The organism is Pseudoteredinibacter isoporae, assembly GCF_011602085.1.
GTDB lineage: Bacteria > Pseudomonadota > Gammaproteobacteria > Pseudomonadales > Cellvibrionaceae > Pseudoteredinibacter > Pseudoteredinibacter isoporae.
Map to the genome: position 1 here is coordinate 465727 of NZ_JAAONY010000001.1, position 14557 is coordinate 480283.

At 48.6% G+C, this 14557-nt stretch carries 17 protein-coding genes; 7 read left to right on the plus strand and 10 right to left on the minus strand.

Going from position 1 to position 14557, the window contains the following annotated elements; all coding sequences use genetic code 11:
* The first annotated feature begins 39 nt into the window (after window positions 1-39).
* From G8768_RS01985 to G8768_RS02000, 4 genes are all read left to right on the plus strand, one after another.
* The gene (locus G8768_RS01985) at window positions 40-540 is read left to right on the plus strand and encodes a Fur family transcriptional regulator (protein ID WP_243749345.1); all 501 of its coding nucleotides are present in this window, start codon (window positions 40-42) and stop codon (window positions 538-540) included.
* The gene (gene znuC, locus G8768_RS01990) at window positions 533-1288 is read left to right on the plus strand and encodes a zinc ABC transporter ATP-binding protein ZnuC (protein WP_166852188.1); all 756 of its coding nucleotides are present in this window, start codon (window positions 533-535) and stop codon (window positions 1286-1288) included. The genes G8768_RS01985 and znuC overlap by 8 nt, the downstream gene beginning before the upstream one ends.
* On the plus strand, window positions 1254-2084 hold the full coding sequence (locus G8768_RS01995) for an iron chelate uptake ABC transporter family permease subunit (protein WP_341800958.1): 831 nt from the start codon (window positions 1254-1256) through the stop codon (window positions 2082-2084). Before znuC ends, G8768_RS01995 begins: the two co-directional genes overlap by 35 nt.
* A gap of 112 nt (window positions 2085-2196) precedes the next feature.
* On the plus strand, window positions 2197-3036 hold the full coding sequence (locus G8768_RS02000; protein ID WP_166852183.1) for a substrate-binding periplasmic protein: 840 nt from the start codon (window positions 2197-2199) through the stop codon (window positions 3034-3036).
* On the opposite strand, the gene G8768_RS02005 is transcribed toward G8768_RS02000, so the two are convergent.
* Genes G8768_RS02005 through G8768_RS02025 form a run of 5 tightly spaced genes read right to left on the minus strand, consistent with a single transcriptional unit; the run spans window position 2994 to window position 7017 of the window.
* Window positions 2994-3698 carry an SCO family protein gene (locus tag G8768_RS02005; RefSeq protein ID WP_341800959.1) on the minus strand — a complete coding sequence of 235 codons (705 nt, stop codon included), beginning with the start codon at window positions 3696-3698 and terminating at the stop codon, window positions 2994-2996. The genes G8768_RS02000 and G8768_RS02005 overlap by 43 nt on opposite strands.
* A 30-nt stretch (window positions 3699-3728) precedes the next feature.
* Complete coding sequence (cyoE, locus tag G8768_RS02010) at window positions 3729-4643, minus strand: heme o synthase (RefSeq protein WP_166852177.1); 915 nt, start codon at window positions 4641-4643, stop codon at window positions 3729-3731.
* Window positions 4643-5677 (minus strand): COX15/CtaA family protein, encoded by a 1035-nt coding sequence (locus tag G8768_RS02015; RefSeq protein WP_208020054.1) that lies wholly within the window; start codon window positions 5675-5677, stop codon window positions 4643-4645. Before G8768_RS02015 ends, cyoE begins: the two co-directional genes overlap by 1 nt.
* Before the next feature lie 2 nt (window positions 5678-5679).
* Window positions 5680-6306 carry a hypothetical protein gene (locus tag G8768_RS02020; protein ID WP_166852174.1) on the minus strand — a complete coding sequence of 209 codons (627 nt, stop codon included), beginning with the start codon at window positions 6304-6306 and terminating at the stop codon, window positions 5680-5682.
* Window positions 6307-6312: 6 nt separating this feature from the next.
* Complete coding sequence (locus G8768_RS02025) at window positions 6313-7017, minus strand: SURF1 family cytochrome oxidase biogenesis protein (protein ID WP_166852171.1); 705 nt, start codon at window positions 7015-7017, stop codon at window positions 6313-6315.
* Window positions 7018-7089: 72 nt separating this feature from the next.
* Between G8768_RS02025 and G8768_RS02030 the strand changes: the two genes are divergently transcribed.
* Window positions 7090-7347: a DUF2909 domain-containing protein gene (locus G8768_RS02030; protein WP_166852168.1), complete on the plus strand. Its 258-nt coding sequence runs from the start codon at window positions 7090-7092 to the stop codon at window positions 7345-7347.
* A 13-nt stretch (window positions 7348-7360) separates the two neighbouring features.
* Here G8768_RS02030 and G8768_RS02035 read toward each other — a convergent pair whose 3' ends face one another.
* The 4 genes from G8768_RS02035 to coxB are packed head-to-tail and all read right to left on the minus strand — an operon-like array spanning window position 7361 to window position 11626.
* The gene (locus tag G8768_RS02035) at window positions 7361-8299 is read right to left on the minus strand and encodes a cytochrome c oxidase subunit 3 (protein WP_166852165.1); all 939 of its coding nucleotides are present in this window, start codon (window positions 8297-8299) and stop codon (window positions 7361-7363) included.
* A gap of 51 nt (window positions 8300-8350) precedes the next feature.
* Window positions 8351-8902 (minus strand): cytochrome c oxidase assembly protein, encoded by a 552-nt coding sequence (locus G8768_RS02040; RefSeq protein ID WP_166852162.1) that lies wholly within the window; start codon window positions 8900-8902, stop codon window positions 8351-8353.
* Between the two features lie 9 nt (window positions 8903-8911).
* Window positions 8912-10462, minus strand: coding sequence for a cytochrome c oxidase subunit I (gene ctaD / locus G8768_RS02045; RefSeq protein WP_166852159.1), 1551 nt, complete (start codon window positions 10460-10462; stop codon window positions 8912-8914).
* A gap of 12 nt (window positions 10463-10474) precedes the next feature.
* On the minus strand, window positions 10475-11626 hold the full coding sequence (gene coxB, locus G8768_RS02050; protein WP_166852156.1) for a cytochrome c oxidase subunit II: 1152 nt from the start codon (window positions 11624-11626) through the stop codon (window positions 10475-10477).
* A 521-nt stretch (window positions 11627-12147) separates the two neighbouring features.
* Here coxB and G8768_RS02055 point away from each other — a divergent pair.
* A complete protein-coding gene (locus G8768_RS02055; RefSeq protein WP_166852153.1) occupies window positions 12148-13473 on the plus strand; it encodes an MATE family efflux transporter in 1326 nt (441 codons plus the stop codon).
* Between the two features lie 168 nt (window positions 13474-13641).
* Window positions 13642-14295 carry a hypothetical protein gene (locus G8768_RS02060; RefSeq protein ID WP_166852150.1) on the plus strand — a complete coding sequence of 218 codons (654 nt, stop codon included), beginning with the start codon at window positions 13642-13644 and terminating at the stop codon, window positions 14293-14295.
* A 19-nt stretch (window positions 14296-14314) separates the two neighbouring features.
* On the opposite strand, the gene G8768_RS02065 is transcribed toward G8768_RS02060, so the two are convergent.
* Window positions 14315-14551: a YheV family putative zinc ribbon protein gene (locus tag G8768_RS02065; RefSeq protein ID WP_166852147.1), complete on the minus strand. Its 237-nt coding sequence runs from the start codon at window positions 14549-14551 to the stop codon at window positions 14315-14317.
* Between the last annotated feature and the right edge of the window lie 6 nt (window positions 14552-14557).

The window sequence follows — 14557 nt, forward strand, 5'->3', positions numbered from 1 at the left end:
TGTTATATTGTAACACGATATCAGTTGGACACTTTGCCTATGCTAAGCAAAATGGATGCCCCCGCCGCGCACCCGGATCACGATCATCAAGCCTGTATTGATGCCGCCCTGAACACTGCGCGCGAACTCTGCAGAGAAAAGCAGCAAAAGCTCACCAAAACCCGCGAAAAGGTTCTCAGGCTCATCTGGGACAGCCATCGTCCGGTCGGTGCGTATACCATCATGGACAGCCTGGCCGAAGGCGAGCAGAAACGCATTGCCCCGCCCACGGTTTACCGGGCACTGGATTTTCTGCTTGAGCTTGGATTGATTCACCGAATCAACTCCCTCAATGCCTATATAGGCTGCCAGGACCCGAGCCACGAACACCACTGTTACTTTCTGATTTGCACCTCCTGCAATCTCGCTATCGAAGTCGATCCCGGTGGTTTTCAGGGCGCAGTGGGAAAGCTGCAAAAAAACAGCGGCTTTGACATCCGCCAGCAAAATATGGAATTAAGCGGAATGTGCCAGCACTGCCTGGAGACGGCGGGTGACTGAACCCTTTTTACTTAAAGCCGAATCCCTTTCCATACACCGACAAGGACGCACGCTGGTTGATAAAGCCAGCCTCAGTTTGCAGGCCGGTAAGGTGGTCAGCCTGATTGGCCCCAATGGGGCTGGCAAAACCACCTTGATTCGCGCCTTGATGAAACTCCTCAAAATTGACGAGGGACATCTGCACATTAAAGAAGGCCTGCGCATCGGTTATATGCCCCAGAAACTCAATCTGGATGCCAGCCTCCCCATTACCGTGTTGGCGTTTTTATCTTTAAATCAGAAGCGCGACGAGCATTTTTTTGAGAGCGCGGAAAAAACAGACGTCCGCTGTATTTTCGAGCGCCCCATGCAATCGCTTTCGGGCGGGGAATTACAGAGAGTATTGCTCTGTCGAGCCATTCTGAAAAAGCCTCAACTGTTGATTCTCGACGAGCCAGCCCAAGGCTTGGATGTCAATGGCCAGGCTGAACTGTATCGCTTGATCGCCCAGCTGCGCGATGAACTCAACTGCGGCGTTTTAATGGTTTCCCACGATTTGCATTTTGTAATGGCCGCTACCGATGAAGTGATTTGCCTGAATCAACACATCTGCTGCCATGGGCATCCTGAAAAAGTCAGTTTGCACCCTGAATACCTGAAACTGTTTGGGCAGCAACAGGCAGCGAACGTTGCGCTCTACACACACCACCATGACCACCAGCATGGTGTTCACGGTGAGCTTATCGAACCCTGTAATCACAATCACTAATATGCTGGATTTACTGCTTGCGCCTGTTCTTACGGGTATTTTTGTTGCGCTGATGGCTGGCCCATTAGGTTGCTTTGTGGTCTGGCGTCGCCTCGCCTATTTCGGTGATGCTCTTGCCCATGCGGCACTGCTCGGTGTTGCACTGGGTTTGATTCTCAGCGTTTCTCCGCAGCTGGCAATTGTGATGAGTTGCGTAGTGTTGGCATTGCTTCTGTCCCAGGTTCGGCAAGACAGTCAACTGAGTGCAGACACCTGGTTGGGGGTTTTATCTCACGGCAGCCTCGCTATCAGTATTATCGCTATTACTGTGGCCGGCGCCGGACGTGTGGATTTGTATGGATATCTTTTTGGTGACCTTCTTGCCGCAACCTATAGAGACGTAATACTCCTTGGTTTCTGCGGCTTGATTCTGGCCGCCTATTTAATTCGTTATTGGGATTCACTGGTCTGCCTGTGTCTCAATGAAGATCTGGCAAAAGTGGAAGGCATTGCGGTTGAACGCCACAAAGTTATTTTAATGATCGCCATTGCTTTTGTTACGGCAATGGCCATGAAGCTTGTGGGTGCTTTACTAATTACTGCGCTCATGATTATTCCCGCCGCCAGTGCCCGTATGCTATCCAATGGTCCCGGAAGAATGGCTGTGCTCGCCATGAGTGCTGCACTCCTTGCTCTTGGTGCTGGCATGTTAGCCTCGTTTCATTGGGATGTGCCCACGGGCCCCAGTATTGTAACCGCAGCCTGCCTGGTGTTTATGTTCGGAAAAATAAGCGCTAAAGTTCTCAGCCAAAAATAATCCTTCTTGCTGCTTAATCATCCCTCATTTAGACTGTGCCACATATTAAAAAGATGGCAGCACAGAAACGGAATTCTAATGTCACTCTCGTGCCTTGTGGATTTTATTCAATATGAACCGCGTTTCTTTCCTAACTCTGTCGGTTTGTTCTTTTGTCTCCAGCGCCTTGGCTGTGGATACCTCCGCCACACAATCTGATCGCGCTTTTCGTTTCACAACGGTGGAATATCCCCCGTTTGTCATTTGCGATGAAAACAATATGGCTATTGAGGGGCTCGATATTCGCATCATCAGTGAAGCTATGGCGAAAGCGAATCTGGAACTCGAGATTCATTGCACTCCCTGGCGACGCAGTATCCATGAAGTTGCTACGGGCAATTTTGACGGCGTACTGCCTATTTATCTAAATCAAAAGCGACTCAACTGGGGCCGCTATCTAATGACGCCGCTGCACTATGAGTCTTATGTGATTGTCAGTAATAAAGACAATGATAAAGCCGTTGAGAAGTTCAGCGACCTGTTCCATAAAACCATCGGCTTGAACTCAGGCTTTTATGTCAATAAACAATTCAGTGAGGCACAACAGGAAAAACGTTTTGAATTGAAGCAATTCAATACAACGGAACTGGGTATCAAAGCTCTACAACGTAACCGTCTGCAGTATTATTTAAGCAATATTACCGTTCTCGGATACACCGCGACACAAATGGGTGTTGAGGATTCCCTGCATATTCAGCCCAAACGCTTCACCATGCCAAGGCCTACTTACCTGGCCTTGTCCAGAAAAAGTCCAAAAGCTATGAAGCTCGCCCCGGTACTTGGCCCCATACTCGAGGAGATGCGCAGCAGTGGCGAGCTGAAGAAAATTAATGACCAGTATTTGGATAAAGAACTAATGCTGAGCGACCATTACTGCCCGCAACACGTCGACGCTGTGACCATCGACTGGTAAGTCAGCTTCATGCGGGCCAGATCCAACGGCGTGCTCATAAAGCCATGGTAATCTCCACGGGGATTAATAATAACCACCTGACCACCGTGATCAATCGTATAGCTATCGCCCTGCGGTACTTTCACAAAGGGCACATTCAACTGATTTCCCAATCGTTTCAAGCTGAGAAAATCGCCGGTTACTCCCGTAAACTCCGGATTAAAAAACGGTACATACTCGGCCAACTTTTCCACTGAATCCCGAGCCGGGTCCGCCGTCACCATAATCACCTGACTTTGATCGAGAATGCTGCCATTCAACTCGGTCATTAACTCATTTAACAACGCCATTGTCGTCGGGCAGATATCCGGACAGTGAGTAAACCCGAAAAACACCAAGCTCCACTTCCCGTTCAAGCTCTCTTTAGTAAAGGCTTCTCCGCGATGACTCTTCAATTCAAAGTCGGACAGTATTCTCGGCTGATCAAGAACAAAGAGCCCATTAATGCGCAGCTCTTCATTGGTAAGAACACGAGGGGAATTTATCTTATGGATAAACATCATCAGCATAATTGCAATGGCGATGACGATACCAACAACGGTTTTAATGATGCCCGCCTTTTGTTCTGCACTCGCAGAACCCGGTGCAGAACTGGAATCGCGCTCAGTGTTTACTTCACTCACCGAAGCCTCCTTGTGGGCCATGAATCAATTCTAGGGCGCAATCACCATGCGTACAGGAAAGGCGTAGTGATCAATCAGCATCACGACAAATAAGCACATCAAATAAATAATGGAGTACTTAAAAGTCTGCATGCCAGCATTTTTTCGATCGGTCAGTAACATGACCAGCGCCCAATAAACGAAACCTAGCCCTAAGCCTACCGCACCCAAAAGATAAAACCAATTCAGCATGCCTGTGGCAAATGGTAGCAGGCTTACTGCCAACAGAATAATGGTGTAAAGCAAAATATGAATTTTGGTGTAGTGCTCGCCATGGGTTACCGGCAACATCGGAATATCGGCCTTGGCGTATTCATCTTTACGGTGCACAGCCAACGCCCAGAAATGCGGCGGCGTCCAGGCGAAGATAATCAACATCAACAGCAGACCGTGGCCAGCCACTTCACCGGTAACCGCCGTCCAGCCTAACAGTGGAGGTGCAGCGCCGGCGATTCCACCGATAACAATATTTTGTGGCGTCGCACGCTTTAAGAACAGGGTGTACACCACCGCATAACCCAGCAAGGAAGCCAGGGTTAAATAGGCTGTAATTTCATTAACAAACAGTAACAGGATCGCCATGCCCACACTGCCCAGCACCAGGGCGAAAATCGCAGCGTTAAGGGGCTCTACACGACCTCGGGCAACGGGGCGATTCAAAGTGCGCGCCATCTTTTGGTCAATCTGGCGATCAACCAAATGGTTAACTGTCGCGGCCGAGCCAGCGCAAAGGGCAATACCCAAATTCCCCAACAGAAAAATGTCCAGAGGCACCGCACCGGGAACCGCCAGCAACATGCCAATGACACTGGTCAGTATCATGAGCAACACAACGCCCGGCTTACAAAGCTCGAGATAGTCGCGCCAGTTAGTATGATTCGTTTTTACAACGCTTGTTGTGCTCATCACGCTACCCTCATCGCCGTGAGTTGATTATTTTTGTATAGCTTATAAATGATACTGATCAAAACCAGTAATAAAACGGCACCACCGATATTGTGGGCTACCGCTACCGCCAAAGGCAAGGCAAAAAATACATTGCTCAGACCCAACGCAACTTGAACACCTAAGGCGGCCAATATTGTCAGAGCAGAACCGTTAAAGTGTTTCTGCCAGAGTCTGAAAATAAATACCAAAGACACCAACAAAACGATAATCGCGCCAATTCGATGGGCCAGGTGAATGGCTGTCCTTGCTTCTAACCCTAATAAACCACCTTCATAATTCGGTCCAATCTGATGGGTCAATTCAAAGCCTTCCGAAAAGTTGGCTGCAGGCCACCACTGTCCCTGACACGTCGGCAAATCAGCGCAGGCCAATGCGGCATAGTTCGAGCTGACCCAGCCTCCCAACGCAATCTGAAGCACCACGAGGAACAACAAAACCACTGCCAGCTTGATCGGCCCACGATTTTGACAGGCTTTCCATTCTGTAAATCTGGAGCGAATGCGAAGACTCAATAACCACAACAGAGACAAGGTGCAGAAACCACCCAATAAATGTGCGGTAACCACTTGAGGCAACAGCTTCAATGTCACCGTCCACATACCGAATGCGGCTTGCAAAGTAACCAGAGCAATTAAGGCGACGGGCAGTTTGATGGGCAGGTCTAAGCCTTCCTTGCGACCTTGATACGCAAAGAATGCGATCGCAACAATCAGCAGTCCCAGGCTGCCGGCAAAATAACGATGCACCATTTCCGGCCAGGTTTTTTCTGTATCCACAGGTGAATCAGGAAAATTCACCGCCGCGGCCTGTTGTTCTGCAACCGTATCCGGCCACAACAAATGACCGTAACAGCCTGGCCAATCCGGACAGCCAAGACCGGCATCTACCAGACGCGTAAACGCCCCCAGGCCAACCACCACAAATGCCAGCGCCACCGACGCCAGAACCAGACGATATTGCCAAAGTAAATTCGAAGTTCCTGCCTGCATCATCACTACTCTTCGCTGGTAAACTTCAGTACGCGCTTAATATCTTTAAGAAGCTTGTTGCCATCATGCTCTGCGCTATAGGCCATCATGGCGAAACCATTTTCATCAACAAGGAAGTAGTGCTCAAGAACATTGCTGTCTTCAGGCAGAGACGCTTCTGCTAACCAGTTTGAATAAACTGCGCTGTCCACCGGCATTACTCGCAGGCGGGGATGTTCAAGCAGTAACGTTTCCAGAGCGGGCGTCATAGCACCCAATGACACCATAACTCGCTCGACCCGACGCGCTTTCTCACCCAATCGAATATGAACCTGGCGAGTTATGTAAAAATTACTTAAACAGGCTTCATTGCAAGCGGCGTGATAGGGAATCAGCAGGCGCCACTTCTTGCCGCTGGCCAATAAGCTTTGGCCTTGCGTGTCAGCATGCGCAAAAGTATCTACCTGTTTTGCGGGCGTCAGCAGCACGCCTTCGTTAATGGTTGAACCCGGTTTGCCAATGCCGGTTTTATAGATCAACAAAGCCAAAATCATCGGCAATGCAATGATGCCAAAGAGTAAAACGGCCTGCCAATTGCCGATTCCTTTGTTGGGCTTAATGCTGCTATCAGCGTCTTGTACTTGTGCAACCATAGAATACTACTCAGCTTCTTTTTTATTAGAACTCTTGTCGTTGTTAAAACCCGCAACCACCAGAATATTACTGCTGTATATGATGTACATAGCGAATAAGGCAAATGCCATGGCAAACCACTGTACCGCATAAGCAATGTGTTTTTGTGGCAAAACATTCACCGCCGGCCAATCGCTGACCAGCGCTGCCTGACTGTCCTGTTGTAAACGGATGATGTTGTCAGTAGCCGTTATCGCTCTATTTTGTTCCAGATTGTTGTACATAGCTTCGAGATGAACACTACTGATGAGCTTTGGCCAACCGTCACTGCTCTGAAAATCCACCAGAGCATTTTCCATTGCGATATGCACTCTTCCCACAATACTCAATTCACCACTTGGAGTAGTCAACTCCGGCAACGACCGACGGCTTAGGTCACCTTCAATCCAGCCACGATTCACCAAGGCAATATTGCCTTCGGTATAAAACGGCATGATGACTTCAAAGCCAACTTTGCCGCGATGAATTCGATTATCCAGCAACCAGTATTTGTCTGTATCAAAATACCCTGTTGCCTGAACCAGACGCCCACTTTCGAGGCCATTGGCCTCCCAGCGTGTACCGGGAAGGCGCTTCACTTCCTCAAGAGTTGTCAATATCTGTTCTTTTTCTGTCGCCCGATCCAGCTGCCAAAATCCCAAGCTGATCAGCAGCGGTAACAGTACTACCACGAGAAGGCTTAGTGGTTTGTTTAATTTAAATGTTAAACTTTGCAACGCTTACTACCAACAGAGGATGGACCAATGGCGATTAAAATAATTATTGTCCTGCTGTTTATCGGGGTCTTGCTATCTCTTTCCAGTGGCCTGTATTTCTTACTCAAGGATTTTGGCAGTAAGGAATCTGATCGTTTACGTATGGCTTTGGGTATCCGAATCGTTTTGGCGGCGGCACTTCTAGGTGCGGTTTATTACGGTTTTACCAGCGGTGAACTACGTAGCCAAGCGCCCTGGGATAAACGCCTGCACAGTGGCCAAGCCCCTGTGCAGGACGGCAATTGAATGATCTTGTCGATTAGCCAAAAACATAAACGTACAGGAACAGACCTACCCATACGACATCCACAAAGTGCCAGTACCAACTGGCCGATTCAAAACCAAAGTGGTCGTCCGATTTAAAGTGGCCTTTCAGTACGGAACGCAAGAACATCACCAACAGCATAAAGGTGCCGAGAGTTACGTGCGCACCGTGGAAACCGGTCAGCAGGAAAAACGTCGCCCCATAAATACCAGACTCAAGCGTCAAGCCCATTTCCTGATAGGCATGTACGTACTCTTCGATCTGTAAAATAATAAAGGCGATACCCAGCACTACTGTAAGGCCCAGCCACAGATTGAACTGGCTGCGGTTATCTTTTTTCAGGGCACCGTGGGCAATGTGAACCGTGACACTGGATGTCAATAGAATGGCAGTGTTCCAGAAGGGCAACCAACCAAACCAGTTGGCAAGCCCCGGGTTACTCATGTTCTGATCCGGGCCACGCATTGTCGCACCCTCACCGTTTGCTGCCATATCCGGCGTTGTCATAACCGGCCACTCATGCTCATATCCCGGCCAAATCAGGTGATTACCCAAGCCGGCATCGCCTTCCCCGGCGAGCCATGGGCCTGCCAGACTGCGCACATAAAACAGTGCACCAAAGAACGCCGCAAAGAACATTACCTCGGAAAAAATAAACCAGGCCATGCCAAGGACATAGGACTTTTTCAACTGCGTGCTGTTCAAGCCTTGAATGTTTTCGCTGATGACAATGGAAAACCAATTCCAGAGAACAAAAGCAAACATCAACGAACCGCCAAAGAAAATCATCGGCCCGTTTTCACTGCCGTTTAACCAATTTGCCGCGCCCCAAACCGTTAAAAATAAACCAATGGACGCAAAAATAGGCAACTTACTTTGTTCAGGAACATAATACTCTTCATGTTCTACGGTATTGTTTTGACTACTCGACATAACTATCCCCGCCTTTTCAGTTATTTATTGGGGTGGCCTTATGATTGGCCATTAATTTTGGGCGATCGATTGCTGCGTTGCCGCCGCCGTAATATCAAACAAGGTATATGACAATGTAATAGTGTTTACCGACTTGGCGACACCGATATCCACAATAAAACGCAGAGCCATTTCGGTACTTTCACCCGCCTTCAGAGGCTGGTTGTTAAAACAGAAACATTCTGTTTTATGGAAATACTCTGCCGCCTTAAACGGGATCACACTGGGTACAGCCTGGGCCACCATATTTTCGGCCGTTGGGTTAGTGGCGAAGTATTTAACTTCCACTTCCTCACCCGGGTGGACATAAATCTCACTCTGCATTGGCTTGAATTGCCAAGGCATAGATTCATTATTCGTTGCCAGAAACTGCACTTTAACCTTGCGACTCTTATCCACTTCCGCTGATATAGCTTGATACTGGTCGCCGGTTTTTCCGTTTAACCCGGTAATTTCACAAAACACGTCATAGATAGGCGGCATGATAAATACAGCAAAAATAAACATGGCGACGACTGTAAACAGCAGCCGCCAGGTTACTCGCATGGTTTCTTTTGCCGCCATGCTTAACTCCTAGTCCACTTGAGGTGGTTTGCTAAAGGTGTGGTATGGCGCAGGAGAAGCAACTGTCCACTCCAGACCTTCCGGATTTTCCCAGACCTCATCGGTGGCTTTCTGGCCGCCGCGAATGGTCGCTATCACATTGAACAGGAACATAATTTGTGCCGCACCAAACAGGAATGCACCCACTGACGACACCATGTTCCAATCCGCAAACATCATGTTGTAATCGGGAATACGACGCGGCATACCCGACAGACCTGCGAAGTGCATTGGGAAGAACGTCAGGTTCAAACCAATAAAGGCCAGCCAGAAATGCGTCTTGCCCATGGTTTCGTTGTACATGTTGCCGCACCATTTCGGCAACCAGTAGTAGACGCCCGCCGTGATCGAGAAAATAGCACCTGGTACCAGCACGTAGTGGAAATGCGCCACAACAAAATAGGTATCGTGGTACTGGAAGTCTGCCGGCGCAATCGCCAACATCAATCCTGAAAAGCCACCAATGGTAAACAGAATCACGAAGGCCACCGAGAATAACATCGGCGTTTCAAAGGTCATCGACCCTCGGAACATCGTCGTCACCCAGTTAAACACCTTCACCCCGGTAGGCACAGCAATGAGCATGGTCATATACATAAAGGCCAGCTCGCCGGCCAATGGCATACCGACAGTGAACATATGGTGCGCCCAAACCACAAAGCTCAGGAACGCAATTGAGGCCGTGGCGTAAACCATCGAGGAATAACCAAACAAAGGCTTACGCGCAAAGGTGGGAATAATCGCACTCACGATGCCGAAGGCCGGAAGAATCATGATGTACACTTCGGGGTGCCCGAAGAACCAGAACACGTGCTGGAACAAGACCGGATCACCACCGCCTGCCGCATCGAAGAAGCTGGTGCCGAAGTGAATATCAAACAACATCATGGTAACCACACCGGCCAGAACCGGCATAACCGCAATCAGCAAGTAAGCGGTAATAAACCACGTCCAGACGAACAGCGGCATCTTCATATACGTCATGCCGGGCGCGCGCATATTCATAATGGTTGCGATGATATTGATCGCACCCATAATCGAAGATGCACCCATAATATGCACCGCGAAAATAAAGAAGGTTACGCTTGGAGGCGCATAGGTTGTCGACAGCGGTGCGTAGAATGTCCAGCCGAAATTCGGTGCACCACCTTCCATAAACAATGTGGATGTCATCATTGCGAACGCAAAGGGAAGAATCCAGAAACTCCAGTTGTTCATTCGTGGCAGCGCCATATCCGGAGCGCCGATCATCATCGGAATCATCCAGTTCGCCAAACCAACAAAGGCCGGCATTACCGCACCAAAGACCATCACCAAACCGTGCATGGTGGTCATCTGGTTAAACAGTTCGGGTTCAACGATTTGCAAACCCGGTTCAAACAGTTCGGCGCGAATCACCAAAGCGAATACGCCGCCCAATAAAAACATGGCAAAGCTGAACCAGAGGTACATGCTGCCAATATCTTTGTGGTTGGTTGTGTATAACCAACGAGTAAAACCTTTTGCAGGACCGTGTGCCATGACGTGCCTCCTTTATTGTTGTTTTGCTTTAAGCACATCAATGGGCTGAACGGTATCGCCCATATTATTGCCAAAGGCATTGCGCTGGAAAGTGACAACGGCTGCGAGATCAACTTCAGAAATTTGATCGCCAAAAGCCGCCATGGCAGGGTTTGTACGGCTACCGTTAATCACGATATCCATATGTTCAGCAAGTGGGCCCGTGGCAATAGGGCTGCCTTTAATCGCCGGGAAGGTTGGGGGAATACCTTCACCATTGGGCTGGTGGCAAGCAGCACAAACCGTGTTGTACACTTGTTCGCCTTTTGCATACAGCTCGTCAAAGGTAAACGTCTGATTTGCCATCGCTTTTAATTTGGCCGCCATTTCACGGCGCTCAGTGATCCACTGATCGTATTCTTCCTGGGGAACCGCTTTCACTACGATGGGCATAAAGCCATGATCCTTACCGCACAGTTCCGCACACTGTCCCCGGTAAATGCCAGGCTCTTCCACCCGAGTCCAGGCGGCATTCATAAAGCCGGGAATCGCATCTTTCTTAACCGCGAGGTCGGGCACCCACCAGGAGTGAATAACATCATTCGCAGTAATCAGAAAACGAACCTTTTTATTAATGGGAATCACAAGAGGCTCATCCACTTCCAACAGATAGTTGGGGTTCTTCTTTTGCTGGTTTTGAATTTCAGCAACAGGCGTACTCAACAAGGAGAAAAAGCTGACATCCTGACCGAGGTATTCGTATTTCCACTTCCACTGATAACCGGTAATCACAACATCCATGTCCGCTTCATCAGTGTCATAGATTTGCTTCAGGGTTGTGGTGGCAGGAATTGCCATAATGATCAAGATGACGAAAGGAATAATCGTCCAGATAATTTCCAGCGTGGTGCTCTCATGGAAATTTTCGGCCTTGGCCCCTTTGGATTTGCGATGGGCAAGCATGGTGTAAAACATCACACCAAACACCACTACGCCGATGCCTACGCACCACCAGAGGATATTCATGTGCAAGCCGAAAATATCACGACTGACGGTGGTGACACCTTCAGTCATATTGAGCCCCCATCGCTCAACCTCTTCTTCGGCCATAGACTGCGTCGAAAAGGCGGCCAAAAAACAGGCGGCCAGCAGCCGGCTTAACAAGCTGCGCGCTTGATATAACATTGCTTTTTATCTCCGTGTAGTCTTATACATTTTTATTACTACTTCTGGAGATGCCTAAATAACGCGGCCCGGCTTTATATCACCGGGAATCGGCACCCCCATTGGTCCGGAGCAGTTGTTATTTCAACTACGACCAACTGGAGAACAAAGAACTGCATCAGTGTCGGCTATATACACTGTTAGCAACTAAGTGTTGCTTTATGGTTTATTATTTTTACTGCTGCGTGGCGGTTAACTCGCTTTCAATAAAGCGGACTACATAACTCCCGGCAAAACCCCAAACCGTTGTTTTCCAGAAGGCAGAACCAATGCTGTGCGACAAATCGTCGCAACGACAGCAGCCCTAGAAGGCCACAGCATCAACACAATGTCAATGTTTGATATTTAATTAATTCCTTTAGAAAAGGCCTTTGATCTCGTTTTGCTATAGCGATCAATTTATATTCGACTGCACTAATAATCGTATAATTAACGACATTAATGACTAAATTTCGCACGTTCAAAGTTGTTTGGAGAATTTTTTGAGAAATACACTTGCACACCGTAAGGTTTTTAATCTTGCCATTCCAATGCTGATCTCCAGCATCAGCGTTCCCCTGTTTGGCCTGGTCGATACCGCCATTTTGGGTCATTTGGATACGCCTGATTATCTCGCCGCGGTTGCCGTAGGTGCTTCTGTTGTCAGTTTTTTACTCTGGGCTTTTGGCTTTTTGCGGATGGGAACCACCAGTTTGGCAGCGAGGGCTTATGGCGCCGGACAACACCCACAGTTAAAGCTGTTGTTCGGACAGTCCAGCTTGCTGGCCCTGGGTATTGGCTTCCTGATTGTGCTGTTTTCCCCCCTGCTGGTGCCCTTGGCAGTGGCCTTGATGCAAAGTGATCAACAGCTTGGCGAACTCAGCCAGGAGTACATTCAGATTCGACTGCTGGCCGCGCCGGCGGTGCTATTGTCCTACGGTATTATCGGCTGGTTTATCGGCCTGCAAAATACCCGCGTTCCTCTATATATGGCGGTCGCCGCGAATGCCGTGAATATCGTTGGAGATGTAGTCTTTGTTCTGTATTGGGATATGGGAAGCCGAGGTGCAGCCTTGGCCAGCCTACTGGGGGATGCTACCAATCTCATGCTGGGGCTTTATTTCGCATTCAAACAGCTTAAACAGTTTTCAGACTCACCGTTTTCCTTCGCCCTACTCACTCAGCTTGCCCCCTATAGAGAACTGCTTCAGGTTAATCGGCATTTATTCGTGCGAACCCTGGTTTTGCTGGGCAGCCTCAGCTTCTTTACAGCCCAGGGCGCAGCGCAGGGCCCGTTGATTTTGGCAGCAAATGCTATTTTGCTTCAGCTGGTGCACCTCTCATCCTATGCTCTCGACGGATTTGCCCATGCCACAGAGGCGCTGGTTGGCAAAGCCATGGGAGAAAAAAGTCCCGAACTGTTTAAAGAAGCCTGTCTGAGTACCGGCTTTTGGTCGCTCATTATCGCCGTGTTTATTGTTCTGCTCTTCCACACAGGCCAGACACCCTTAATTCAGCTGTTCAGCGACGATCCCATGCTGCAACAACAGGTCATTCATTATTACCCCTGGGTCCTGCTGCTGCCTCTGGTATCGGCCACCTGCTATTTCCTGGATGGGGTCTTTATTGGAACCGCGCATACTTTTGATATGCAAATCACGATGATTCTGTCCTCATTTGCCGTATTTCTGCCCATTTGGTGGTTGAGTCAGGGATTGGGGAACCACGGCCTGTGGTTGTCATTTTGTGCCTTCAATGGCGCTAGAGGCGTTTTTTTGGCATTAATGTTCTGTTATCGTCAGCGCTCCAATTGGGGATTAGTCAATTAAAGGGAAATAAAAGACAGCAGCATTGTCTATACTTAACAGTACGCCCTGAGAGCGACCGCGCATTACGCAAGATCAGCCCTATCGTTTGATTTGTTTGAATTTGAGTCTATGTTTATCTGATTGAGATGACATCGTCAGCAGCAAGATTTACGAAAAGAACTACTGATAATGAATGACGAACTGGTTCCACTATCCGAGCTAAGGCAGGCGATTGATATTGCCCTCAGCGAGAGTATGAACGATGTTAGCTTGCATCGTTTTCTCGCTAGCCGAGCAAAAACGATGCATCGCAGCATCGGCTTTGCGGATGGTGACCAGGTAGAGCTACTGCAACAGTTTGTTCATCGTTATATCCAACAAGTCCCCGAGGTACTCGATCACTTCCATAAAATTTCCGTCGCAGCGGGCGTTGAAGATGAACTCGAAGCGTTTTTGAATATCGCCATTGATTATTTTTTGCAGCCTCTGGAAATCACCGCAAGTCATCGGGGTTTGCTGAAAATTATGGATGCTGCGTATCTCACCCATCGCCTGATTGAAGAAGTGAATGACCGATTTCTTTCAAACGCTGGTGTTTCGATATCGCCAATTGATAATACTGAAGACAATGTTGTGATGCATTTTCTGATCGGCGAAACCCTGGCCAATGAACTCGACCTGGCCGTGCATTATTCAGTGGAAATGCTTATCAGCCAGGACGCTCTGTTCAGCAAACATTCCCTGATGCTGTATGTTGACGCTCAAAAATACAACCAAAACAACGCTCAGGAAAACGAGACATCAAAAACGGAAAATTCCGTTCACCTGGCCTTGCAGCGTTAATCCAAACGGTTAACAACTCTTAGTGTTTTTTACCCAGAGGTTCAATCTGAATCACCTGGAGTTGATCCTGCTTTTCCTCTTCGGTCACATTGACTCGAGTTTCCAACTCACGGGTTTGAGTTTGAAAGTTCATTTTGTCTTTATAGCCACAGGACACGCACTCACGCCAATCGTTATCGTCTTTCTTGTACATCACGATTTTGTCCATCTTGGAACACTTTGGGCAAACTGCACCGGCAATAAATCGCTTATTCATAACGAC